At 35.1% G+C, this 25,645-nt stretch carries 24 protein-coding genes and 1 other annotated feature; of the genes, 9 read left to right on the top strand and 15 right to left on the bottom strand.

Going from position 1 to position 25,645, the window contains the following annotated elements; genetic code table 11:
* Window positions 1-270: 270 nt before the first annotated feature.
* From ACOZIR_RS10945 to ACOZIR_RS10930, 4 genes are all read right to left on the bottom strand, one after another.
* On the bottom strand, window positions 271-828 hold the full coding sequence (locus ACOZIR_RS10945) for a 3D domain-containing protein (protein ID WP_045292183.1): 558 nt from the start codon (window positions 826-828) through the stop codon (window positions 271-273).
* Between the two features lie 305 nt (window positions 829-1,133).
* Window positions 1,134-1,295 carry a hypothetical protein gene (locus tag ACOZIR_RS10940; RefSeq protein WP_230932773.1) on the bottom strand — a complete coding sequence of 54 codons (162 nt, stop codon included), beginning with the start codon at window positions 1,293-1,295 and terminating at the stop codon, window positions 1,134-1,136.
* 160 nt (window positions 1,296-1,455) lie between these two features.
* On the bottom strand, window positions 1,456-2,340 hold the full coding sequence (locus tag ACOZIR_RS10935) for a superoxide dismutase (protein WP_016764472.1): 885 nt from the start codon (window positions 2,338-2,340) through the stop codon (window positions 1,456-1,458).
* A 139-nt stretch (window positions 2,341-2,479) separates the two neighbouring features.
* Window positions 2,480-3,310: a hypothetical protein gene (locus tag ACOZIR_RS10930; protein WP_045292190.1), complete on the bottom strand. Its 831-nt coding sequence runs from the start codon at window positions 3,308-3,310 to the stop codon at window positions 2,480-2,482.
* Between the two features lie 228 nt (window positions 3,311-3,538).
* Between ACOZIR_RS10930 and ACOZIR_RS10925 the strand changes: the two genes are divergently transcribed.
* Window positions 3,539-4,204, top strand: coding sequence for a cupin domain-containing protein (locus ACOZIR_RS10925; RefSeq protein ID WP_045292192.1), 666 nt, complete (start codon window positions 3,539-3,541; stop codon window positions 4,202-4,204).
* 53 nt (window positions 4,205-4,257) lie between these two features.
* On the opposite strand, the gene ACOZIR_RS10920 is transcribed toward ACOZIR_RS10925, so the two are convergent.
* The 3 genes from ACOZIR_RS10920 to ACOZIR_RS10910 form a co-directional block, all read right to left on the bottom strand.
* Window positions 4,258-4,500, bottom strand: coding sequence for a hypothetical protein (locus tag ACOZIR_RS10920; protein ID WP_303527864.1), 243 nt, complete (start codon window positions 4,498-4,500; stop codon window positions 4,258-4,260).
* 55 nt (window positions 4,501-4,555) lie between these two features.
* Window positions 4,556-5,140 (bottom strand): hypothetical protein, encoded by a 585-nt coding sequence (locus ACOZIR_RS10915; protein WP_045292195.1) that lies wholly within the window; start codon window positions 5,138-5,140, stop codon window positions 4,556-4,558.
* A gap of 84 nt (window positions 5,141-5,224) precedes the next feature.
* Window positions 5,225-5,932 (bottom strand): peptidase E, encoded by a 708-nt coding sequence (locus ACOZIR_RS10910; RefSeq protein WP_310878594.1) that lies wholly within the window; start codon window positions 5,930-5,932, stop codon window positions 5,225-5,227.
* Window positions 5,933-6,038: 106 nt separating this feature from the next.
* On the opposite strand from ACOZIR_RS10910, the gene ACOZIR_RS10905 reads away from it, so the two are divergent.
* Entirely contained in the window at window positions 6,039-6,542 is a 504-nt protein-coding gene (locus tag ACOZIR_RS10905) for an immunoglobulin-like domain-containing protein (RefSeq protein WP_045292198.1), read from the top strand.
* Between the two features lie 316 nt (window positions 6,543-6,858).
* Here ACOZIR_RS10905 and ileS read toward each other — a convergent pair whose 3' ends face one another.
* Window positions 6,859-9,960 carry an isoleucine--tRNA ligase gene (gene ileS / locus ACOZIR_RS10900; RefSeq protein WP_421535596.1) on the bottom strand — a complete coding sequence of 1,034 codons (3,102 nt, stop codon included), beginning with the start codon at window positions 9,958-9,960 and terminating at the stop codon, window positions 6,859-6,861.
* Window positions 9,961-10,012: 52 nt separating this feature from the next.
* Window positions 10,013-10,254, bottom strand: a binding site (T-box leader).
* 234 nt (window positions 10,255-10,488) lie between these two features.
* Window positions 10,489-11,838 (bottom strand): FAD-binding oxidoreductase, encoded by a 1,350-nt coding sequence (locus tag ACOZIR_RS10895; RefSeq protein WP_421535595.1) that lies wholly within the window; start codon window positions 11,836-11,838, stop codon window positions 10,489-10,491.
* Between the two features lie 250 nt (window positions 11,839-12,088).
* On the opposite strand from ACOZIR_RS10895, the gene ACOZIR_RS10890 reads away from it, so the two are divergent.
* Window positions 12,089-13,045, top strand: coding sequence for a patatin-like phospholipase family protein (locus ACOZIR_RS10890; RefSeq protein WP_421535594.1), 957 nt, complete (start codon window positions 12,089-12,091; stop codon window positions 13,043-13,045).
* 248 nt (window positions 13,046-13,293) lie between these two features.
* Here the strand turns inward: ACOZIR_RS10890 and ACOZIR_RS10885 are convergent, their stop codons facing one another.
* Window positions 13,294-14,478 carry a site-specific integrase gene (locus ACOZIR_RS10885; RefSeq protein WP_421535593.1) on the bottom strand — a complete coding sequence of 395 codons (1,185 nt, stop codon included), beginning with the start codon at window positions 14,476-14,478 and terminating at the stop codon, window positions 13,294-13,296.
* Window position 14,479: 1 nt separating this feature from the next.
* The gene (locus ACOZIR_RS10880) at window positions 14,480-15,550 is read right to left on the bottom strand and encodes a hypothetical protein (RefSeq protein WP_421535592.1); all 1,071 of its coding nucleotides are present in this window, start codon (window positions 15,548-15,550) and stop codon (window positions 14,480-14,482) included.
* A gap of 107 nt (window positions 15,551-15,657) precedes the next feature.
* On the opposite strand from ACOZIR_RS10880, the gene ACOZIR_RS10875 reads away from it, so the two are divergent.
* From ACOZIR_RS10875 to ACOZIR_RS10850, 6 genes are all read left to right on the top strand, one after another.
* Entirely contained in the window at window positions 15,658-15,864 is a 207-nt protein-coding gene (locus ACOZIR_RS10875) for a hypothetical protein (protein ID WP_421535591.1), read from the top strand.
* The gene (locus ACOZIR_RS10870) at window positions 15,857-16,066 is read left to right on the top strand and encodes a helix-turn-helix domain-containing protein (RefSeq protein WP_421535590.1); all 210 of its coding nucleotides are present in this window, start codon (window positions 15,857-15,859) and stop codon (window positions 16,064-16,066) included. The genes ACOZIR_RS10875 and ACOZIR_RS10870 overlap by 8 nt, the downstream gene beginning before the upstream one ends.
* A gap of 42 nt (window positions 16,067-16,108) precedes the next feature.
* Window positions 16,109-17,653, top strand: coding sequence for a YfjI family protein (locus ACOZIR_RS10865; protein WP_421535589.1), 1,545 nt, complete (start codon window positions 16,109-16,111; stop codon window positions 17,651-17,653).
* A 298-nt stretch (window positions 17,654-17,951) separates the two neighbouring features.
* The gene (locus tag ACOZIR_RS10860; RefSeq protein WP_421535588.1) at window positions 17,952-18,176 is read left to right on the top strand and encodes a hypothetical protein; all 225 of its coding nucleotides are present in this window, start codon (window positions 17,952-17,954) and stop codon (window positions 18,174-18,176) included.
* Between the two features lie 4 nt (window positions 18,177-18,180).
* Window positions 18,181-18,465 (top strand): hypothetical protein, encoded by a 285-nt coding sequence (locus ACOZIR_RS10855; RefSeq protein ID WP_421535587.1) that lies wholly within the window; start codon window positions 18,181-18,183, stop codon window positions 18,463-18,465.
* Entirely contained in the window at window positions 18,449-18,823 is a 375-nt protein-coding gene (locus ACOZIR_RS10850) for a hypothetical protein (protein WP_421535586.1), read from the top strand. The genes ACOZIR_RS10855 and ACOZIR_RS10850 overlap by 17 nt, the downstream gene beginning before the upstream one ends.
* A 124-nt stretch (window positions 18,824-18,947) precedes the next feature.
* Here ACOZIR_RS10850 and ACOZIR_RS10845 read toward each other — a convergent pair whose 3' ends face one another.
* From ACOZIR_RS10845 to ACOZIR_RS10830, 4 genes are all read right to left on the bottom strand, one after another.
* A complete protein-coding gene (locus ACOZIR_RS10845) occupies window positions 18,948-21,956 on the bottom strand; it encodes an AAA family ATPase (protein ID WP_421535585.1) in 3,009 nt (1,002 codons plus the stop codon).
* Window positions 21,943-22,545, bottom strand: coding sequence for an ABC-three component system middle component 1 (locus ACOZIR_RS10840; protein ID WP_421535584.1), 603 nt, complete (start codon window positions 22,543-22,545; stop codon window positions 21,943-21,945). The genes ACOZIR_RS10845 and ACOZIR_RS10840 overlap by 14 nt, the downstream gene beginning before the upstream one ends.
* Before the next feature lie 6 nt (window positions 22,546-22,551).
* Window positions 22,552-24,255 carry a dsDNA nuclease domain-containing protein gene (locus ACOZIR_RS10835; RefSeq protein WP_421535583.1) on the bottom strand — a complete coding sequence of 568 codons (1,704 nt, stop codon included), beginning with the start codon at window positions 24,253-24,255 and terminating at the stop codon, window positions 22,552-22,554.
* Window positions 24,256-24,617: 362 nt separating this feature from the next.
* Entirely contained in the window at window positions 24,618-25,217 is a 600-nt protein-coding gene (locus tag ACOZIR_RS10830; protein ID WP_421535582.1) for a hypothetical protein, read from the bottom strand.
* Between the last annotated feature and the right edge of the window lie 428 nt (window positions 25,218-25,645).

Below are 25,645 nucleotides of genomic sequence, written 5' to 3'. Positions count from 1 at the left end.
CCTTTCCCTTTTAAAATTATCTGTATGTAAATCTTCAGATGACAAACAGGTTAAGAATATATTTTATGTGTTCATTCTATTAATTTATGTCACGAATATTTAATGAACTTAATTATATACCGGATAAATATATCCGTTTCCGAAATATTTGTCAACAAATATGATCATTTTCGTAAAACTTTTCCATCAGTATGTATAAAGTAGCATGCCCTTTAATGAAGAAAAAAATGAGAGCCTTTCAACGAAGGCTCTCATTTCCTTAAGAAATACTTATTTTAGGATTTGAACTTTTACCGTTTTTCTTCCCCATTTTAACGCTTCTTTTTGAGAAGGAAGAAGAACATCAATTTTATTTCCTTTAATCGCGCCGCCTGTATCAGCTGCGATTGCCGTGCCATAACCTTCTACGTATACTTTTGAACCAAGCTTAATCACTTTTGGATCAACAGAAATAACTTTTTGATTTGGATTCTTTTTTAAATCGATTCCAATCGCCGTTTTTCCGCTGCAGCCTTTGCAGTTCGCTGTGTACGCTGTTGCTGTTACCTTAAATTCTTTCACAACGTTTGAAGACTTCGCAGGCGCTGCTTTAGCAGGCGTGCTTGATTTTACTTGAGATACTTTTAATACTTGTTTCGGATGAATGCTGTCTGACTTTAAGTTATTCCACTGTTTCAGCTGACTAACCGATATTTTATATGTCTTTGCAATTTTGTATAGCGAATCTCCGCTTTTTACCGTATATGTATTTGTTGCAGCTGATGCACCACTTGCCACTCCGAACAGTGACATTAGAACTAAACTGAACGTAATCATTGTCTTTTTCATGTAATTGATTTCCCCTTTATCTACCAATACATAAAAAATAACACATGAATATTACAGTTATATTTCAGTAACATGTCAATAGTTTGATAGTTTAGTTACAGCAAAAATAAAAATTCTTCCTTTTAAACTAGTAAATTAATCACCTTAACATTTTAAAAACATACATATTTAGGCATATAAAGGTGCTTTTACGCACATTTATATTGGATTATTTCATTTGTAACATTCCACTGGTTCTAGAGGCTTATATTTTATTTTTATATTAATTATTTAGAACATAGTTTATTTAAAAATAAATGAATGCGTTAAAGGATCTTAATATAAATCACTTTGTACACCGCAGTTGATTTCCGTGCAAGACTTCGCTTTCCGCGGGTGGCCGATGAGCCTCCTCGTCGCTTGCGCTCCTGCGGGGTCTCATCTATTCCACTATTTCCGCAGGAGTCTTCGTCTTGCTCTCCAATCAACTGCTAGAAGCGTATACATATATCAACCGCCATAACAATAAAAAATCCGAACGCGTTGGATTCTCCATCAAGAATCTCAATTCATCGTTCGGATTTCCCTTCAACTAAAATGCTTTTATCATAGCCTTTTTATTTAAAATTAAAATACCTGCAATACTTGTTAATACGGCTGCCACTGAAGCATTCGAGCTGCCTCAAACCTTTTTTCTACATTCGGCCAGTAAACGATTTTCCACCAATTATCAACGTATGGATCACGTTCATTTTTGTACTGTAAATAATATGCGTGTTCCCATACGTCTAATACGAGCAGCGGAATCGTATCCCACTGCGTGAGAAGCTGATGGCGCTCAGCTTGCAGAACTTCAAGCTTTCGCGAACGCGGCGACCATACTAAGATTGCCCAGCCAACACCTTCTACTTTTTTAGCAGCTTGAGAAAAGTGCATCATAAACTTCTCATAGCTGCCAAAGTCTTTTTGAAGCTGCTGCAGCAGCTGTCGTCTCGGTCGTCCTCCTCCTTCTGGACTCATAATCTCCCAAAAGATTGTGTGTAAGTAATGACCGGAGCCATGAAAAGAAGCTTCCCGTTCCCAATGTTTTATGAGGTCAAAATTGTTTGTGTTACGGGCTTGCTGAAGCATGAGCTCTGCTTTATTTAATCCATCGACATAGCTTTGGTGATGCTTGCTGTGATGAAGACGCATAATTTCCCGGTTAATATACGGTTCAAGAGCTGAATAGCTATAGCCAAGCGGCGGCAGCTCGTGCTGTCCTGGCGCTATCGATTCTCGCTCCCTGCCATCGTCTCCAAGCCGCTCTTTTAAAACTTTATCAATATGCCGCACTGCATTATTGATTTCTTCTAACGTATATTCGTTGACATCTTCTTCGCTTAAATATTCAAGAACGTCTTCTTGCGTGCGCGTTATATATGACGTTATATCTACTTCTGTAATGGCTTCTTCAAATACAGGATCACATACTTGTTCAAGCCAGGTCTGAACTTCCATCAAGTATCTTTTTCTCTCATCTTGATCGGCCATACTTCCCCTCCTTACACCTCATCTTCACTATCATATTCAAAAGAAAAAGCAACATAACTTCCTACTTGTATCTATTGAGGTAGAAAATTCGACATAAAAAAGCAAGAGCTCCTTAAAGGATAAACTCTTGCCTTTTTTCTTATATCTTCTTCGCCATATTCACATAATCAATCGTTTCTTGCTTACTAACAGCTGCATGCTTCAGCTTTGGGTCATAATAGAGCTCCACTTTTATATTATTGATTTCACAGTCGTCTGGCATGTCCTGCAAATCCGTTAAAAACGGCAGCAAGTGATTGTTCATATCGTATTCAAACGCCCCGTTTTGCAAGTAATACACCTTTGGCACATAGTTAATATGGCGAAAAAACTTCACTACGTTGATTCTCTCACCGTATGAGGCGATCACTTCCTCTTCCGTCAGGTTAGGATAAGATAAATTAAACACCTGTTGAACCGGTGTTTTTAGCCACTTGGTCAAGCACGTCTGCGGATTATTGACAAGCGCTTTTGCTCCTTTTACGTACCCCGCTAAAAACATTGACATAAAGCCGCCGCCTGAAGATCCGTAAAACAATACGTTAGACGAATTCACCTGTGCTTTTTTCATGAACTTTTCAATTAAAACCGCAATGTCTTTTAAATAAAAACGATCGCTTGTCCCTTGTCCCCACGCAAGCGACACCTTTCCTAAATAAAGCGTAGGATCGTTATAGTAAATAATTGAATCTTGAAATTCATTCATCCACGAATGGCGCTGAAAATACGGAGGTCCTGCCGGCATTTCTTGACTTGCTCCTCCTCCTGAACCAAACACAAGCAAATGAGAAGACTCTTTTTTTAATCTCACCAAAAACTCAAACAGCACTCCGTTCCACTCGACTCCTACTAAAATGGGCTTATCAAACGGCAGCTGAAGTTCATCCAGCTTTTCATACGTACTCTTTATTTTTTCATATTGATCAAGCAACAGCTCTGCAACTCACTTTCCTTAAAATGATCCGTCTCATGCGTCTGACATTGATCATGGCTCTGTAAAAAAAGAACCTGTTACAGTGTATGAAACAAACAAAGAAGAGTTTGTACAATTTGGTAAAAAATGATGGTTTCCTCTCTTTTTACTGGGCTATTGTCACAATTTTTTCTTCCTTACATACGATACATCACCTTAAAAATTGTAAATAGGAGCTGAATGTTTATGCCAACATCCTATATGGATTACAATAATCCAAACGTACAATACTTTTCTGATGTGAACAAAAACAGACTCAATACGCGCAATGATGAAAACTATATTAACCGGCTAGGAAGAGATGTGCTAAATACTCTTGGAAACGTATCGTTACTCGATATTTACTTAAGCAAAAGCCGCGTGGTCGAACCGCACTATCATCAAAATGCCGCTGAGCTTGTTTACTGTATTTCAGGCTCAGCCGTCGTTTCATTAATCAATCCGTTTAACAACGAAGTCACAAATATTCCGATTACTCCCGGTCAAGTAGCCAATATCCCTCAAGGCTGGTGGCACTGGGAGATTGCGTCTGAAGACAATACACATTTACTCGCTATTTTTGACGCTCCGTATCCGGAATACATTTTTGGATCTGATATTTTAAATAAGACGCCTATTGAAGTGCTTGCTCACACGTACTGCTTAGATCCAGAGCAGCTAAAGAAAACGCTGGCTCCGTTAAAAAATCAAACCATCGTAATTGGACCAACAGACGAATGCGGAGAAAAAGAACACTATAAAAAGAAAAAACAAGGAGGCCCCGTTCACCACCAGACTCCTCCTTATACGTATCCTCCGTCTCAGAATTCTTATTATCAACCTCAAAACCCTTATCACTATCGATCTTGGTAGAGACAAGAAACCCCGCTGCCAATGCAACGGGGTTTCTTAACGAATACATAACATTATTGTTCTTCTATATACGTGCTATGAAAGGCTGCTTCAATATATGCAACTTGGAAATGATAATGTCCAATTAAATATTTCACAATGTCCACCTGGTCGATTTTGCCGGGCTTATCGATCATCGCTTCTTTTACCATTTCTTCGAATGTACCTTGATCAAACTGTTCTTCATGGACAACAATTGTCTCAGAGTACATTTCGTCTTGTCCTTCTGAAATGCGATAGTAATACAATTTTTTCACCTCGATTTGTCTTAAGTGTATGTATACCCTTAACTACTCATTTTGAAACATTTTTTCAGCTTTCTTTTTCCGCTTTACGATAGGCTGCGGCTTTTGCTTTTACAAGCAGCCTTGTAACCCAGTACGCCACTAGCGTTATTCCTATATCAATAAGAAAAATATAAAACAAACTCATTCCTTTTCTTGAATCAATAAATTTAAAATGATGTTCAAGAGGCGCCAGTCCAAACGAAAAAACAGCGCTCAGCAGAATCGTATACAGATAAAAATTCTTTTGATGATTTGTACAATATTGATAAAGCAGCAGAAAGCCTACTGGCAAAATAGAAGCGGTAATATTCGTTGCGTTGGGAAGCAGCGGCGTTAAGAAAAACGTGTGCGTTAAATGACCGCTTCTCCCAAGTGCAATATCAATATATGCCCAAAGCATATGCACTGTGTAACCGAAGAAAAACACCTCAAAGATCCTCGTCCGGTCTACGGTAAAATACAACAACACAAGAGGAAGAACGAGTGAAGCGAGTACCACCCAAAACTGCCAGTTTCCAAAATCTGAATACTGATGCCAATACGACGATAATAACTTCTGCAGCTTATCGCTTTGTTCATGTATGTTTCCCCAGTATCGTTCATAACTCACTGAAGTAACCTCCTATATAGAGTCTCTGCTTATATATGTACGAATAATCTCCATTTTATACAGAGAAACATGGGAAGCGGCCATTTATTGCTTGTCATCACCTAAATACGTCACCAGGAGTTCATGCTCAATGACTTTACTCGCTTTTCGATTAACAGCATACGCTTTTGCTGTTGGTCTTGAGCTAACTGATGCCGATAGCTTCTCATCTTTAAAATGCAGCGCGACTCCATCATCTACAGCATAGCCTTCTTTCATTTCTCCGCTTGCCATTAACTCATGATACGAAGGTCTTCGATTGCTTTCTCCGTCGTAGTGAGGACAGTTGCTGCCGGTTAAAAACCCTAAACAGTCGATTTTAGACAGGTTGTTGTTCATTGAATCAGTGACGCCTTCTTCAAACCAGCAAATCGAACCTGCGCTTATTCCTGCTAAAATTATTCCTTTTTTATAAGCTTCCTTTAAAATTGTATCAAGTCCCCACTCTTTCCATAAAGAAAGCATATTCCTTGTATTACCGCCGCCTACATACAAAATGTCGTGCTGCATCACATATGCTTTTAAATTCATAAAGTTTTGAGAAAACAGCGATAAATGAGACGGTGTGCATATCAACTTCTCAAACGCTTCATAAAACCTTTCTATATAATTATCCGCATCTCCGCTGGCTGTAGGGATAAAACAGATTTTCGGCACATCTGTATGAGCTTGTGAAAGTATGTATTGATCCAGCAGCAAGTTATCCGGCTCCATCGAAAAACCTCCGCCGCCCATGGCTATAATTTGTCTCATTTCAATCATTCCTTTCAAAAAAGTGATATAGAAAATGTAAATTCATACTATTTCAAACAAGAAGTTTTCCGTATAATGGAAGAGTGAAAAAGGTGGTGCAAAGCTTTTGAAAATAGTACGAACACTTATACTAATACTAGGCATTTTTATTATCTTGTTTTGTATTTTTGGCTATATCGATTATAACGGTCAAAAAATGGAACTTGGAGCCAAACAAGAAAAAAACATTCCTTCTTCCATTAACACTGACGGAGGTGTCATTACGCTATCTGCTGTAAGCGAAAAATACGATAAAACGCAGTTTGGCTTTTTTGTTATCCAAAACAATTCGACGCATACCTTAACAATTCCTTATGAAAATACGGCGGATCACTTAAAAGACGGCAAGTGGTACAAAGTTGTGCTAAACGGATTGGAGTTTCCTGATAAAACTGTCACGCTAAAGCCAGGGAAATCATTCAAACAAGATATCGCAACTCCTAACTACAAAGTAGGAAAATACCGTTTTGTACAGCACTTTAAAGATGAAAACGGAAAAGAGTATGTACTAGCGGCTCCTTTTGAAATCGTTTGGCCGAGTCTTAAAAATGTTCTCGGACAGTTTGATTAAAGGTAAAAAGAGAGATTTAGAAATACCGAAATTCATCTCACCTAAAGACGAACAAATCGGGTGAATGATTAGTATGAATTGCTTGTTACCCCGCTGTTGATTTCCGTGCAAGACTTCGCTTTCCGCGGGCGGGTGCTGAGCCTCCTCGTCGCTTTCGCTCCTGCGGGGCCTCACCTGTTCCGCTTCTCCCGCAGGAGTCTTCGTCTTGCCCTCCAATCCACAGCTAGAAGCAGCTACGTTCACTATAAAAACAGAAAAAACGAACGGTTAACAAATAAACCGTTCGTACATTACTTCAACTTATCTTTGCCTCTCTTTATCGGCTCTGATTTAAAACACGAAGCACAACTTGCTTTGTTCCGACTTTTACCGTCTCTCCGTTTTTGATAGTTTCTTTCACACTGAGACTGTGCAGCAGAAGATTTTCTTGAAGCAGCGTTTCAAACTTCGCAACGGCTTCCTTCACTTCTTCGTCTCCGCTAAGCTCCAAATCAATACGTAAATTCACGGGTAAATCCAGCTTTTTACGATAGTCTTGAACCGCTCGAATTACTTCACGAGCGACTCCTTCCTGCACGAGTTCTTCGGTTAACGCCGTATCCAACACCGCAGTATACATGCCGTTTGATGCAACTGCAAAACCTTCTTTTGGCACTTTTTCAACAAGTACGTCTGCCGTTTCAAGCGTTAAGTTTTCTCCTGAAGCAAGCGTAACACTCAGCTTGCCTTGTTCAACAAACTCTTTTCCTTGCTCTTCTGAAAGGTTCTTTAATGCTTGATTGACCTCATTTACTTGTTTTCCAAACTTCGGTCCCGCCTGTTTAAAATCAAGTTTTAATACGTATGAAACCAGTTTGTCATCGTCTTGCTCCACGTTAAAGTTCTTCACATTAAGCTCATCTTTGATGACATCATGGTACGCTTCCCACTCTACATCTTCTTCCGTTACCACAAGCGAAAGACTTTGCAGAGGCTGCTTTACTTTTAACGAATGCGTATTTCGGATGCTTCGGCCTAGTTCAACTACTTGCAGCACCGCTGCCATTTCTTTTTCCAGCTTTTCGTTCACTTTCGTTTGATCATACACAGGATAGTCTGCCAAATGAACGCTTTTCCCTGTTAGATTTTCATGAACATCATCCGCAACAAACGGCGTAAACGGTGCTAATAGTTGACTTAATGTCACTAGTACTTCATGAAGCGTATCGTAAGCTGCTGCTTTTTCGCCGTCCATTCCTTCTGACCAAAAACGATCGCGGGAACGTCGCACATACCAGTTGCTTAGTTCTTCAATAAATGCTGCGATTTCACGAGCGGCGCTTGTAAACCCGTAATCTTCAAGATATGCTGTTGCTCGCTTAACCGTACTATGCAAACGTGAAAGAATCCACTTATCCAATTTTGTTTTTTTCAATTCATACGTTTGCTCAGGGTTATAGCCGTCAAGCTTGGCGTACAGAACGTAAAAGCCGTACACGTTCACAAGCGTATCAATAACTTTTGATTTCGCTTCTTGCACGACCCGCTCTGAAAATTTCTTCGGATTCCAAGGTGCACTGTCTGCTAAAAGCGCCCATCTAAGCGCATCCGCACCAAATGTATGAATAAGATCAACAGGGTCTAGCGCATTTCCTTTACTTTTAGACATCTTTTGACCGTTTTCATCTAACACGTGGCCAAGAGACAAAACGCGCTTATAAGGCGCTTTTCCAGTAAAGAGCGTTGAAACTGCCATCAAGCTGTAAAACCAGCCGCGCGTTTGATCAATTCCTTCTGCGATAACGTCTGCCGGAAACTGCTTTTGAAACAGTTCATTATTTTCAAACGGATAGTGATACTGCGCAAACGGCATCGACCCGCTGTCAAACCAAACGTCAATCACTTCCGGCGTTCGCTTCATTTCTCCGCTGCAGACCGGACACGTTAGCTGCACGTCATCTACATAAGGCTTATGCAGTTCAATGCTGTCATCCACGGAATGAGACGCATGTTTCTGAAGCTCTTTGATGCTTTTTGGAGCTACTTGATGCTGACATTCTTCGCATTCCCATACGTTCAGCGGCGTTCCCCAGTAGCGCTTTCTGCTGATGTTCCAGTCCACCATATTTTCCAAAAAGTTGCCAAATCGACCGTGCTTGATATGATCCGGGTACCACTTCACGCTTTCATTATTTTTCAAAAATTGTTCTTTTGACGCCGTCGTTTGGATAAACCAGCTTTCATTTGCGTAATAAAGAAGCGGCGAGTCACATCTCCAGCAAAACGGATAGCTATGCTCATGCTTTTCTTTATGATACAGCACGTCTTGATTTGCTAAGTAGCGAACGATATCAACGTCGCAGTCTTTTACAAAACGCCCTTGAAACGGCGGCACTTCAGATGTGTACTGCCCTTTTTCATCCACTACGTTCACAAATGAAAAGCCGTTTTCTTTTACAACTCTGTAATCATCTTCACCGTAAGCAGGTGCTAAATGAACAACGCCCGTTCCGCTTTGGTCCGTTACATAATCAGCCGTCACGACTTCATGACCTTTTTCAACGTTCACAAAATCAAACGGCGGCTCATACGACATCCCTTTTAACTCATTTCCTTTATGATGAGATAAAACGCTATATTCTCCTTTTAACACTTTGTCTGCGAGCGCTTCTGCCACTATATACACGCTGCCGCCTTGCTCGGCGCGCACGTAGTTCATTTCTTCATGCACCGCAAGCGCCACGTTTGATGGAAGCGTCCAAGGCGTTGTCGTCCAACCTAAAAAATACTCATTATCGCGGTTTTTCACTTTAAATTTCACCGTTACCGTTAAATCTTTTACATCTTTATACCCTTGCGCTACTTCATGCGAACTTAATGACGTTTGACAGCTCGGGCAGTAAGGTGATACGCGGTGGCCTTTATAAAGAAGTCCTTTGTCATGAATCGTGCCAAGCACGTTCCATACGCTTTCAATGTATGAATTCTCCAAGGTGATGTAAGGGTCTTCCATATCAACCCAATAGCCAAGCTGCTCCGTGAACGTGCGCCACTGCTTTTCATACACAAACACACTTTCCTTACACTTGTTAATAAAAGCTTCTACGCCGTATTTTTCAATATCATGCTTTCCTGAAATTCCGAGCTGCTTTTCAACACCGAGCTCAACCGGAAGTCCGTGCGTATCCCAGCCTGCTTTTCGGATCACTTGATGCCCTGTCATCGTCTTATAACGAGCCACAACGTCTTTAATGGTACGGCCAAGCGCGTGCCCGACATGAGGAAGACCGTTTGCTGTCGGAGGCCCTTCATAAAATACAAACGAAGGATGCCCTTCTCGGTTTTGAACCGACTGCTGAAACACATTTCCCTTTTGCCACTGCTGCTGGATACGCTGTTCGCGCTCTTGCGAAGACTCCCTTACATTCACTTCTTTCATGTGATACCACTCCTTTTAAAGTTAAAAGCACACAAAGAAACCCGTCCCTATGACTAGGGACGGGTTTTAACCGCGGTACCACCCTGGCTTCTATTGATCCGTTCATCAATAGCACTCAGCAACGTACAATCATACGCGTTCTTTTTAACGGTAGACTACCGTTCAAACTTACTTATAGTTCAGTTTGACTTCTCAGAGAGGATATTCCCCTGCCGCTTGAACACTGGCTTTCAGCTATCACCAGCTCTCTGTGGAACAAACTTGCAGCGTACTGATTCTCTTCAACGAATTTGTGTGCTTTTATTAGTAGCTATTGTATGCGGTTTGGAAGGGAATGTCAATGTTTATGAAATTTATGTATGTTTCTCGTATAATGCAAGCGTCTATTGATAAAATAACTGCTTGCCACTGTGCGCTATAATATTTTCTGCCTTTTTCACGTTCTTAGGAAAAGAAGATGAAATAGACACAAAAACCCATCTCCTTTAAGATGGGTATTGTTTGGCCCTCCAACTTGAAAGATGATCTTTAAAACCAGTTAATAAACGGCGGGATGCTTTGAGGGAAATGAAATAGATTGCACGGGTCATATGCTCGTTTCACTTCTCGAAGCTTTTTAAAATTCTCTCCATAATACGCCGTTGGCCAATCTCTGATGAACCGGTCCGGCCAGTTCACATAATCTCCAGTTGTATATCTCGATAAAGCATTCCTTAAGTCTTCAATCCAGCGAATGTTTGCTCTCTCTTCTGAAGGATGGCTCCATGTAGCAAGGTACTCCTGTGCGATAACAGCATCTCTATAATAGAAGGCCGTTTCATTAGAGCCAACTTCCTCCACTGCTCCTCCAAGAGATTGGTGCCAAATACTAGATTTTTCATTCGGAGCATTTTCTAAAAGATGCTTCATTGTTAAAATGGCCTCTTTTGGAAAAGGTTTATTAAGAAAAGAGCCTGACCTTTTTCGAGGAGCGGGTTGGTTTCCGCTCGGATCGTCAAAAAATTGTACAGCTTCAATATATGAAACTTCCTTTATTACTACTTTTTTAGGACAACCAACATCTATTAAAGGCTGCAGAAGTTCCTTTAACTTGAATGATGAACCAACGAACTCACCTTGAGCGATAATCTGATTTGCTTCTTTCGATTTTAACTCAATCTCCGAAGTTAAGCGCTTATCGGTATTGGTGGCCCAGTGCTGCCATGCATCAAAAGCAGCTTCAAAATCTTCCCACTCCCATGCAATTGAAAAGATTGACACCTTTGAGATAGGCTGCACCTTGAATGTAAGGGACGTAACAATACCAAAGTTTCCGCCCCCACCGCCACAACAAGCCCAAAAGAGATCACTGTTGTGATTTTTATTTGCCTTAATGAGTTCAACTTCTCGCTGTTCATTTACTATGGCCATTTCAACTTCAAGCAAATTATCACAGGTAAGCCCAAACAACCTTGATAACATCCCAATTCCTCCGCCAAGCACAAGGCCTACAAGACCTACACTGCTTTCCGTTCCTGCAGGGATAGTCGTTCCTTTTTTCCATAATTCATTATATACTTTCCCTAGATTAGCTCCTGCTTCTATTTTCGCTGTCATGTCTTTAGAGTTGAACGTGATTCTATCCATTTCACTAACATCAATCACTAATCCACCGTTTACTATTGAAAAATTTTCATAGCTATGCCTACCGCTCCTAATTCGAAATGGGACATGATTTTCCTTTACCCATTTCAATGCATTTACTACATCGTTTGTATTCTGACAAAATACAATTATTCTCGGAAATTTAGGCACACCTAAATTATTATTTGTTCTAGCCTGATCATATTCCGCATCATCAGGTGTAACGATTCGTCCAGTAAGCTTTGTTTCCTCCACGATATAACCCCTTTCTCACATAATACAGATAAGATGCTATATCCTATGAATTTTCTTCAAAAAAGACACACAGTTTAAAGGAAGGAAACAGAGAATAGAAAACTTACTGGAGGGGTTCTGGACAAGTATGCTTATCTGCATAACTTGAATCCTGAAGAATCCGCAAAAGAGATAATCATACCTCTACAGCACATAAAATAAACATATACAGAATGATACCTCTGATGGGATTCGAAAGGAGAAATCACCTTTGACAAAATATCGGATTATGACCTTTGATGGAGGCGGTACTTTAGGTGCTTTAAGTTTACAGCTTCTGAATAGATTGGCTCACCGAAACCCAGAGTTAATTAGTAAAACCAATGTTTTTTCAGGAAATTCAATTGGTTCATTTACTGCTCTTGCACTAGCAAGCGGAAGATCACCAGAAGAGACGTTTCAGTTTTTCAAAGATCACATCTTACCGGCGTTCAGCGTTTCCCGACCGGGCGGACCTGTTTTTAATCAACAAGTACCCTATTCTGGTTTTATTAAAGCCATACGAACGTTTTTCCCCCGAGACCTTCGCCTTAGAGACTTAAAGAAACGAATTGTTGTACCTGCGTTCCACTTATTTTCACCGGAGCTGAATCGTTGGAATCCAGTGTTATTCCACAACTTTCCTGGTTCCCCTTATCTTAATGAAAAAGCGAGTGACGTAATACTTAGGAGCAGCGGTGCTCCCGCAACGCAAAGAGCTTATCAAAACTACGTAGATGGTTATACAGTAGCAACTAATACCAGTACAGCTAGTATCGCGTTTGCAGTGGGAAAAGCAAAGCAGCCGTTAGATCAAATTGCCGTATTATCCATCGGAACAGGTGAGCAACCAACTCAATTAAGAAGAGATACAAAGGGATGGGGAATGGTGAGTGCCGATAACATACGACCTGAAGATATGGAAGACCTTCCGCCAAATTGGGGAGTACTTTTAGACCGGTCTCCTAATGAACCGTTGCTTCCGTTTCTTCAGATTATCTCTGGTGGATCGAGCTATTATGAATCAATGGTTAGCTCTGAGCTTTTAGGCGATCAGTTTTTCCGGTTAAATCCGAGGATTCCTAATTTCTCTAAAACGGATCCTTCAGTGGTACCCGCTCTTGTTTCAATTGCTAATAAAACAAATTTACGACCTGCGTTTCAATTTATAGAGAGAAACTGGAATTAATATGACCGTACTTTAGATTAATTTCTTGTTTCTATTTGAAGTATTTAAAATTTTATATAACAAGATATCCACGCTGGCAGCGTAGAAATCTGGGGTTCAATCACCCTATGCTTCTATAAACAGGAGCAGAGAAAACCTTGATAAATGAAGTCTTTTTCTATATAACAGATTATTTGTTTTTTAGTGGTACAGATTATTTGGGGACACATTGGGGACAGTTGGATTTATAAAGAGATTTAGAATTAATTTTATGCTTCTAAATCTCTTCTTGTATTATTAGTGAATAGCTTATCGAAATGTTTCGTTGCTTCCCTGTCTGCCTCTTGTAAAGCATGGCCATATATGTTCATTGTCGTTCTAATATCGGCATGTCCTAAACGGGAACTTATTATTTTTGCATGGACACCGCTATTAATGAGTAATGTTGCCGATGTATGTCTTAAATCATGGAACCGAATATATCGTAGTTTGTGTCTAGTTACAAACCTTCTCCACCACGTAGTAATACTTGAAGGGTGAAGCGGCTTTCCATGCCATGAGGTAAACAAAAACTGATATTGTCCTCCTTCCCATAGATCACTTGCTTTTAGTCGTTTTTTGTTCCAAGTTGATTTATACTTTTTCAATTCATCGACCAATGCTTCTGGAAGAGTAACTGTTCTAATGGAATTTTTAGTTTTGGGTTCTCTAATAATATGTTTTTGATTGACATATGATAAAGCTTGCTTAACTTGAAGAGTACCTTTTTCTAAGTCAACATGTTTCCATTCGAGTCCTAATAACTCTCCTCTTCTTAAACCAGTTGTAATAGCAATTTTAATCATAACACTCCACATCGTTTCTTCTTTTTGCAAACAACTCATTAATAATTCCGCTTCTTCCTTGTCGTATACTGATGTTTCCTTTTGTATCCGCTTAGGCTTCTTAATATTCTCCATAGGATTTTTCTTAATGAGTTGCCATTCGACAGCTCGATTGAAAATATTTTTTAATATCCTGTGGTTGTATTCAATGGTAGAGGTAGATAAAGTCCCCTCCTTCCCATCTTTTCTCAGCCCCTCAGCTTCTAGAGATTTTAAAAAGTTTAAAATATGCATAGCTTTAATTTGGTCTAATTTCATTTCACCGAAATAAGGAATGATACGATTTTTTAAATGTAGCAAGTACGTGACCAATGTATTAGGACTGAGGTGTGCTTCTGCATATTTACTTTTCCACTCTTCAATAAAAGCTGAAAACAGCATTTTTTCAGGGGCAATATATTCTCCTGCTTCAATTTCTGTGACAAATTGAGCCAATAGCTTTTGTGCTTCTCGTTTTGTAACCCCTTTTACAGTTTTTGTTTTCTTTAACCTCTTACCATTTGCACCTACACCTAAACTATATACCAAACGCCATGAATTTTTACCTCGCTTTTCAATACTACCAGCCACTTTAGTTCCCCCATTTATTAAATTTATTAATCCAACCCTTTATTCGGGACTTCTCACCTTTCACAATATTATTTATTTCTTCTAATGTTTTACCAGCCTTCCATAGTTCATATACTTCCATCTTTTTCTTTTCTCTTGATCTATATGTTTTAGCCTTCTCTTGACACTCTGGTGTACAGTAGATGTTTTTTTCTCTACCTGGCTTGAAATAAGTTTTACATTTGACGTAAGCACACCTTCTAGGAAGCAGCTTGTTAGAGATGTCTGAAGAAAGCATGATATAGATGGCAGCTAATAAAGAATCAAAGCGCCATCCCCATATTGTCTCCTGTTTTTCAAAAGATATTGTAGGACTTACAGCTTCTAAAGCAAGGTTAAATGTCTCTTGAAGATATTTTTGGACTGTTAACTCAAAAACTAGTTCACTCTCCTCACCTCTTTCCTCGCCTAATTCTCTAAATTGTGGAACATAAATCCTCCAAGCTGATAACACATCATTTGCATTATTAGAAAGCGAGAATAGATCCATTCCTTTTTTTACTTCACTTAATTCTAGAATTACATTAATTCTTCTTATTTCTTCTTTTATTTCTTCTAAATAAAGTCCATCTTTTTCAAAGCGAGATACATCTAATGAAAGGTTATTTTTTCTTTCATTGGTATGCAGGATAAATCTCCCAATTTTCTTTGAAAACGTCATAATACTATTTGGAAAAAAGATGCCCTCTTTATTTTCGTACAACTTTTTTCTCTTTTCTTTTTCTTCTAAAAGAAAGGAAAAGAAGGGAAAACCAAATAGATTAATCCAATTAAGAATCTGCTGATTATTGTTAACGTCTAAACTTGCAAAAGAAGTGTGAATAAACATCTTACGCCCTTTTTTTTCATTTCCAAAAACATATTCTACCATCCATCCAGGAAGTGGATCCCTGTAGTAATCAAAAGGATCATAACTTTCTATAGAAGTTGATTTAGGAATAACTTGATTATCTTTAAGCTGATATTCTTCATTTTTATACCAACTAGTAGAAAAATCAATTTGTTTTTCATTTTGATTATTTTCCTTAGCCAAAAAAACACCTCTTTTTATGGTTACTATATTTACACCTTTTTTGGTAACCTTTTTTACAGTAAACTTATTATATAACATCACCACCACAAAAGAAAGGGGACCTTAAAATGACTATAAGAAATAAAGAATTAAGACAGGCGAAAGGAAAAATACCTACCTGGCTAATTGCAGAAAAACTAGGAATCCATGAAAACACATTGTTTAGGAGGTTTCGAAAAGAAATGAACAAATGTGATAAAAAGGAAATACTTGATGCTATAAAAGAGATAAAAATTGAAATGTCTAAAGAGAGAAATGAGGATTCAAATGAATAAGTTAACTCTCACTGTAAAGGAAGCAGCCGAGTGCATAGGTGTTTCAAAAGATTTAATTTATAAAATGGTACAAGAAAAACGAATTCCCTGCTTACGTATTGGAAAAAGACTACTATTTCGTCGTGAATCTATTGAAGAATGGATGATTAGTCAAGAAAAAGACTACTATTCTGCCAATAGCGATAAAAATGACTCTTATTAAAAAGACATTTTTATCTCATCGGACAAAGGAGGATTAATTAAAATGCATGAGTCTAAAACTACCAATGCTTTGAACAGACTTACCAACAATGTAAGAAATATAGAAACCAATAAAAAAGATAAAAAAAAATCCACTTCTGTAATAGAAGCGGAAGAAAGTTTATTATCATCTTTATTAAATTATACAACAAACAACCAAAGTGAGACAACTGGAGAAATTGATAAGGGAGAATTTCCTTTATCAATTTTCCCAAAGCAAATCCAAATTTTTTTAAAACAGGCATCAGATTCACTTCAATGTCCAGTGGACTTTATTGCAGTACCAATTTTAGTATGTGCAGGAGTAGCTGTAGGTAACAGCACAGTTATTGAAGCAAAAAAAGGCTGGATAGAAGGCGGAAGAGTCTATTGTGGAATAGTTGCAGAACCCGGAAGTAAAAAAACTCCTGCTCTGAATTTAGCAATGGCAGGTATTCAAAAGATTCAACAAGATGAAGATAAGAAATATTCTATTGCATTTGAAGATTATCATACACGACAAGCAATATATGACTTAGAAATTGATTCCTGGAAGAAAAGAATGCGCAAAAACCAGTTAGAATTCAATGAAGATAAACCCCTTCCTCCTGAATTCCCCAACCAATCACAGATTATTACTTCTGATGCAACTTGGGAGGCCTTGGCAGAAATGATGGAGAACAATAATAGAGGTATCCTCTTTTTTAGGGATGAACTGATTGGTTGGGTAAAAGCAATGGATCAATATAGAGCAAAAGGTTCAGATCGTCAAAACTGGCTCTCTATTTGGAGCGGGGAATCTATTTATATAAATAGGAAAGGAAAAAGAACAAATATTAAATGCCCTTTTGTAAGTGTGGTTGGAGGAATTCAACCTGATTTACTAGGAACTTTAATGCATGGAGATAGAAATGACGGCTTTATAGATCGTATTCTATTTTCTTTTCCAGAACCAACTCCTTCTTATTGGAGTGACATCGAAATGGATCAGAAAACTATGGATTCGTATGAAACCATTTTTTATAAACTGTATTGCCTTCCTTACAACAAAGATGGTTCCTCTACTAAGATCCACTTTAACAAAAGTGCAAAAGAACTATTTAGAAAATGGCATGATTTATTACAGCATGAAATGAATGATCCTGAATTTCCTTCTTTTTTGAAAGGAACATGGGCAAAGATGCCGGGCTATTTTCTTCGTTTATCATTAATACTTCACTTATTGCATTATGTTTGCCACGAGAGAAATTATTTGGAGATTGATGATAAGACAATATTGGCAGGTATTCGGTTAACTAACTATTTTAAATCTCATTCAAAAAAGGTGTACAGTTTACTGTATAAAGACAAATTAACCATCAACATTAATAAGGCCATAGACCATATTAATAAAAATGCTCCAAATAAATTAATAAACCTTCGTGATTTTCAAAGATTGAATATAAGCGGTGTTAAAACAAAGAATGATGTCCTGAGATTGTTTCAAGAAATCAAAGAACGCGGACATGGAGATTTTGTAGAAAAATTAAATACGAATGGAAGAATAAGTTTATTCTTCAAGTTATTTTAGCAAGTAAGATGTATTATTTTAAAACTGTTATTTTTTAATTTTATTAACTGTCGGTTTGTCAGGTATTTTATTTCTTTTAATCTTTTTCACCTTATTATTTAAGATTTACCTTGCCCGACATACCGACAATTGTTGAGAATTACCCTTTCTTGTATTCAAAAGAGCTATTTAATTAGGTTAAGATTCTTATAAAAATATAGAATACTAATACTTTTTGTATACTTTTTGTACACTTAAATGTTCTTTAATTCCTAATTTAGACATATTCTTTCAGACTGTAAAAAAAAGGAGTGAAATAATGAATGAGTTTGGTCGAAATATTCGACTTAATAAACCACAAGATATCAGACGATTACTTTCGAAAGTTATAAACACCTTACTCCAAGATGGAGAGATGTCAACTGATAAAGCTAAAACTATTGCTACACTCTCTAATACTTCTTTGAAGTCCATGGAGTTAGGAAATCTGGCTGATCGCATTGAGCAACTTGAACAGAAATTAAATAACAAAAATAAGGGGTGAAATTTTGAGTCTTAAAACTAGATTACAAAAAATAGAAGAGGCTATTAGTAAGAAACAAAGTAATTCTTACTGTAAGGACAAAATAGATTATAAGATAAAAGAATTCGAAGAAAAAATGATCTGTATTTACGAACAATCAGATGGTAGTAAAAAAAATATATTAAACCTTATAAAAAAAAAAGCACCTGAAAATTACTGGTGGATTGAAGAGTATTACGATGTATTCGTAAAACTCAATAAAATAAACTTAGACATAGAAAGGACGAAAAAAAGTGAAAACAAAAACTGAATTACAGCAATTAGAAAATGTTCTCATTAGCATTCAAGGGAGCTTTAGTGATTCACAGTTAAATCAAATTGAAAAAGAATCTATAATAGGGCATATAATAGTAGCTTGTGTATTAGACAATTCGGCTTTTATTTGTTATGAGGTTGCAACCAGAGTTTTAACAGAACATGATTTAGAAAAGTTATACATGATGAAACAAGAAGAAAATGTACGTAAATATAACAAATATCTTTGTTCTTTAGATTCTTCTTTAGTAGGTGGTGCCTCCCCTGTTCTTGATATCTTTTACCACAACCTAAAGATTACCCATAGATTCATAAAAGGCGAACCACTTGCCTTTAACCCTCTTCTCAACTAAAAAATAAAGATAGAGAAGAATCCGCTATTCTTCTCTATCTATTAACTATGTTCTATAAGACTAGTTTAATCCAGTAACCATTATATAAAAAGTAAATATAATCCAAAAACATCCATAAACCTAATCAGTTAACTATATAATCAATCTTTTCTTTACTATATGATTTTAGTTTTATATAACCGATTTTGTCATTTGCTAACTCTGATTTCCTTTTAACTAAATTAGAAAACTCTTCATTGTGAGTACTAATAATAATTTGGTTTTCCTTTTGTAAACTACCAAGTGTATCAATAAAAGAAAACACGTTAATATCGTCCATGTTTTGGAAAGGATCATCTATACCTAAAAACTTTATTTTTGTCCAGTTCTGCGACATATTAAGGGCAAAAAATATACAGATAGCTAATACATTCGCCTGAGCTGAACTAAGTGTTAAACTAGCATTACTTTCATAATAAAGCTCTTCGTCTGACAAATTATCTAATAAATCCCCCTTATTTTCCTCACTCAGGATTATGTATAAATTCCCATTTCTCGATATTAAGTTTACATGCTTTGTAAATGCATGAGGACTTATTTGTAAAAACAATCTATCTATCACATCATTATATTTTTTTATAACTTTAGACATTAAATTACTTTGGATTGATTTACTTTCCACCTTTATATTTTCAAACTGACTCACATATCTGTTGTATCTATTATAGGTTCTATCATAGTTTTCTTCTAAAACACTGTACTTATTAAGCTTATTTTCTAATTTCTCTTCAGTTTCCCTTAGACTCATTAAATACTGTTGAGATAAGAAATTATCTATTTTACTTTGTAGTAATTTTAATTCTCGATCTTGACTTTCATAATTAAACAGCTGTTCATCAATTTTGTTAACTTGATTTTGAATTGCGGAGTATGCATCTGTTACTAGAGGTACTATTTTTGTTATTTCTTCAAACTTTCTTTTTCTATGAGACAATGTACTAATTAAGTTAGATAGAGCGTCTTTTATCTTAGAAATATCCTTTTCATATTCATTAATAGCTTGTTGAATCTTTGCTTTTTTATTACTAAATTTTAATTCTTTACTGTTAATCTCACTCTCGTTATTCTCAAGCATTTCCTTGAATTCTTGTGCTTCAGTAATTAAAGAAGTTAATTGTGCTCTCTTTTCATCTGACTTTTTAATTATACTAAGTAATCTATCTTCAATTTCTACAAGAGTTATTACTACTTGATAGTGTAAATGAAAATCATTTAGAAACTTTGTGTTATTAGCTTCTATTACTGATAAATTCTCAAAGTCTTTTTCTAACCATTCATTAGATATTTCTATGCTCAATCTTTCCTTTTCACCTAAGAGTAAGTTGTTCTTCTCTTGTAATTTTTCCTTTTGAGCATTTTTAGATTTCAAATCCTCTTTTACCTTATATAAATCACTCGCTAGCTGGTTAACTTGGTTAGTAATATGAACTTTGGTGATCTCTAGCTTGTTAAGTTTGCTGTTATTAACTTTCATTTTTTCCTTAATTGCTTTAACCAAAGAATCATTAGGTTCATACAAATGCCCACATACAGGACACTCTTTTTCATCATTCACTCTACTTACAAGATAATCTTGAACATCGTACACCATTTGGTTGATAAAGCTAGTTTGATGATCTTCCATCTTTTTGTTAACCTGTTCCGCCTTTATACTCAAAAGTTCAAATTCTCTTTCCTTTTGTTGTACAGTAGAGTCTAATGTAAAAATTTCTTTATTCAATTTATCAATAATATTTTTGTTATTTTTTATATCCTCGATGAGTTGTTTAATTTTTAAACATATATTTATTGTTTTCTGACTTTTAGTTTCTGCTTCATATCGAGCTTTGAAGTCAGTTATATTAGTAAAGAAACCATTTATCTCATTAATTAAGTGATTGGCATAATAATTTTCTACCCTTTTTCTCAAATCATTTATTTCTTTGCCAAAGTTTTCATATTCATTTCTTTCTCTTATATAATCCCTTCTAATGTCTTTAAACCAATTAAATCTTTTTTCGTAATTTTTATATTTATTTAAAGCTCTATTTCTAACTCTAATCTTTTGTGCAAGTTGCATTAACATCTCTTCATGTTCAATCTTTTGCTTTAAAATATCTGATCGAGGAACTGTAAAAATACTTTTATTACTTTCTATAAAATTTCTCTTCTTTTGTTCCTTTTCTATTTTTCGGATAATTTTCTTTCTCATATTATTTATTGTGGTTTGAAGTTTCTTATCAACTTTTCTATTGTGATTATCAAAAGAAATATTAGTTATATTATTAATTATCTGACTAGCTTGATTAATGATGTCTATTTCTTCCAGACCTTCATTAATTTGATATCTACTATTGATACTCTTTATTTGTGTGGAGATTTCATACAGTTCTTGTTCGGTGTTCCTTTTTTTGTTAATTAGATTCTCTTTCTTAAAATGAATTTGTTTTAACAATTCATTAAATTTATCTTGCCCTTCTATTTTTAAATAGTTACGAAAATTTTCGCCATATTTATCTAATCCTAAAATTCGCTCTAATGTTGCAAATCGATCTTGCGGTTTTTTAGCTAATACAAAATCTGACAACTCGTCTTGAGATAGAATTTGAGTAGCTGAAAAGAAATCAATCATATTTTTTAAATTGACCCCTGTATTTTCTTGAACCTCTATTTCTTCAGTTTCATTTACAAACTCATTTGAAATCTGATTAGATATCAACTCAAAAATTTTTTCGTTGCCTTCTTTAACAGAATAGTCTTCTTCATTTATTGTTAGATTAGTCTCTCCTCGTGGTTTACTGTTGGTTTTTAATATTGAACGTTTAATAGAATATTTTTGATCATTATCGTTTACAAACTCCAATTCTACAAACATTTCAGCAGTATCTAACAGGTTTGCTTCATGATTTAACAAGAAATTAAATTTACTTGGTTCTCTAGATCCTTTATAACGTCTAAGTTCCCCTGTAATACACCATTCAATAGCATCAAATATTGTACTTTTCCCATTGCCATTTTGCCCTTCAATTATTATTAATTGCTTATTACCAAAGTCAAATTCGTAATCCCCTCTAAACAATCTAAAATTTTTTAATTTTAGTTTATTTATTTTCATTTTTATCCCTCCCCCTTAATACCTTAATAAGATTAGGATACTCTTTATTGCTAAAGTATGTTTCAGCGGCTCTAACTACGTTTAAATCAATATCCTCAATCTTTAACAGCTCATTCTTAAACATTTCCTCATAGTTAAAATATGTTTTTCTATTAATATTATTTTCAGTTAAAAAAGGTACTCTTGCTAAGTCTTCTGTTGTCTTAATAACATATTTCCTACATATAAAAGCATCTTTTTCTAACCTATTTATTTCTAATGTAACTTTATCATTCTCCAACTCTAAAACACCTTTGTCATTTTTAGATGTTAATTTATTAATTACTAGAAAAAAATATAAGTTATTTTTATATTTTGTTGGTATTTCTTCTAATAATGCTAATATTTTAAGCTGATCTTTTTCTGCAGAGTTTAGAAAGTCGTAATTGTTTTTATATTCCTTAACAACGACATATCTATTGTCATCTTTCCAAATCTCTAAACCATTATCTAACAAATGTTCTGCAAGTTCTCTACTTAATTCGGAGAAATAATTAAGCGTAGCAAATTCTTTACGTTTCAATTCTCCCCTCAACATACTAATTTCCAAATGTAATCACCCCTTCTTTATTTTTTCTTTTAAATCCTCTAACCAGGAGTCTAATACTTGTTCATAACTCACCATGTCATCTTTCAATGCTTCATTAACCTCATTAAGAAATTTCCCTATAAATTCACTATCAATCAATTTAACATTTGAATATTTATTAGTTACTTTTGGATATTCAGCACCACTGCTAACTTTCTTTTTTACAAAACGATTAGTTTTTATTCCTTCTTTAGAATCAACCACAAAAAAACAAACATCTTCTTTAGTTGTACTTAGAAGTGAACATCTTTCAATACTTTGTTCTATCAGTTCTCTACAAACAATAATTGTTTCTTCTTCTCTTGTATTATATATGGAAAATAACTGTTTATTAGCCCCTTCATTCCAACCATTTTTAAGAATAAAATTTGTATCTAAATCTAATAGAAAATACCTTTCTTCGTAAAATGTCATAAAATAAACAATATTTCTTATTGAGTTTAATAAATATATACTATTTAATCTCTTTTTTACATCTATGCTAATTTTCCTTTCATTTGTGAGAAAAAAAAGACGATTTACAAATCTTTCAAAAACATGTGGGTCACTATCTTTTCGCTTATATAAACTCGCTTTGACCCATAATAATGTCTCTATTAATCTATTTTTCCAAGGATTAACCCAGGTGCTTTCTATTTGACTATGTAACTCTTCAAAACAGCTATCAAACTCTGCAGCCAACAGTTTAAACTGTCTCTTTTCGTCTAGAGCGTTCCTAGCATCTTTCTCAAACTCCTCAATCCACAATCTTATTTCGCTTGAGGAAAATATTAATAATTTTTTATTATCTTTCTCTTCTAAATTATCATTATGAGTTCTTTGTAAAACATTTATTAGGATCTTTTGAAAGATCCTTTTTGCTAATTCAAAGTCATTATCTTTAATTAAATTCATAATTTTATTTACAATATCGAACCAAACTTTTTCTGTTCGTCCATAATGCTTTATTCTAAAACGTTCTAAACACCACCCTACACCATCAGAGATATAATCAGTAAAATTATATTCAATTTTCTCTTTATTATTTTTAAAAGTTTTACTTATAGTTTCCTCTAATTTGTCTTTCTCATGTTTATCCCCCACCAAATCATTATAGTATGCTAGAATCCCCCCGCTATCGTATGTCATATTAGTAGCAAGTTCAAATTCATAAGAGAATTGATTCTTTCCCGTACTCACTATACCTTTAAATTTCTCATTTTGCTCTAACTCATACTTATTTAAAAACAATTTGTCAAGCCAACTATCTAACTTCTTATCTCTAGTAGTAATTGAAGACTGAGTTAAAGAATGGGTAGAACCATCTTCTCTTTCAGTTTTCACTTGTATAAATCGAATTTTGTCTTCTCCTAGTAAAGCTATGTCATCAATGTATTCATAGATTAGACTCTTCCATTCTCCCTCTTCTAACATATTCAACATATGGTATATAGCAATATAGTACTGATATATAAATCCTCTAAGAGCTATTAACCCTCCTAATTTTTCCGAAGAGATTTCTTCGTCTAACAAACTATTAATAATTATATCTATTTCCTTACTTAGCTTATTTGGATCATCTTCTACCTTGTTAACTTCGTTAAATCCAAGAATTTCATGCCTTATACCTTCTGACATTTTTTCTTTTTGGGATAAATCTTTCTTTATTACTTCATTTTCAATTTCCCCCACAAGCTATAAACCTCCACCCTATTATATATTTAATTCAACAGTAACGATTCGAAAGTACCACTTCCTTATTATAGCAACTTTTCCATCCGTTCTAAAGTACCGCCTTTCATAATACGCGCGCCTAATTTTTTTATTAAAAAAGTACTAATTAAATATCTTATACGGCCCCAATATACTGTGTTGAATTCTTACTTTATAATCTATTTGCTACCACCGATTACTCAAAAAATGGAGAAAAATTTTAAAAAGATGTAATAATCCAAATAATTCCTGTTTACCAATAAATTGCACACTTAAGTACTTAATTAAGTATTTTTTAACAAAATGTTATTTTATAAAATAAAAAAACCTCCTAATTCATCTTAGAACTTAGGAGGATTTTTAAAAAGATTAATTATATTTATATCTATAAAGTTACATTGCTTTACTTTATCAAATGTATCCACATTCTCCTTAATTTTCATTTCTTCTGCAAGTTTTTTTAATTTACTGGTAATAATATTACTAATATCTGGCTCATTTATATAACTACAATTATCACCAACCTCAATTGTTACGCTAGTATGGTCAAATAACATAGCTTTGTATTTATTTAAACCCCAAATATTAATGTAGGCTCCAAATCTATAGTTCAATGGTTCATTCATCCAATCATTCTTTATCTTTACAATATCTGACTGATTATCATATTTTGATTTCTTTAGTTCAATAACTAAGAAATTTAGTATGTTAGTTCTTCTTTTATGAAAAATAATATCTGGTCTCCTATTCTGATAGTTACGTTTAGACACATCCAAATCAACATCTAACCATAAAAGGTATTTACTTATTTCATTAGCTAGATGATAACTGAGATTCCATTCCGTTAGATTCGTATGAATGGTATTCTCAAAAATTTCAGGTTGATTTATAAATAGATTCTTAATAGAAGAATATATAATGTCTCTAATTAAGAAATTCATATGTAGATATACTCCTTTTCAAAGTTAAAATGTATTATTCATAACTAGCAAAGATTATTCAATCAACGAGAAAATTTTTGTTAATTTGATTTCCAAATTCAATATATTTCATATCGCACTACTTTCTCCAATTATGTACTGAAAAATGTATATTTCATAAATTATTAATAATCTATATATATCAATCTAGAATCCATTTATAAAAAATAATTTTTTTTAATTTAACTCTTCCATTTTTAAAATCTGGGCTAATGATTTCAAAATTTGAGCCAACATTTTCTATGTCCTCTTTCAACTTGGACAATAGCGGTAGAGCTAACCCTTATTGTTTTAGCCAATTCCATTTGAGATAATCCTGCTTCTCTTATCAAAAGTTCAATTCGTGTCATAACGATCTCACTCCCGACTTTATGATTTTTAATAATTAC

The sequence above is a fragment of the Priestia sp. D3YE.R1 genome (assembly GCF_049199565.1).
Classification (GTDB): Bacteria; Bacillota; Bacilli; order Bacillales; family Bacillaceae_H; genus Priestia; species Priestia aryabhattai.
The sequence above is the reverse complement of the archived record's forward strand: the minus strand, read 5'-3'. Positions and strand labels throughout refer to the sequence as shown.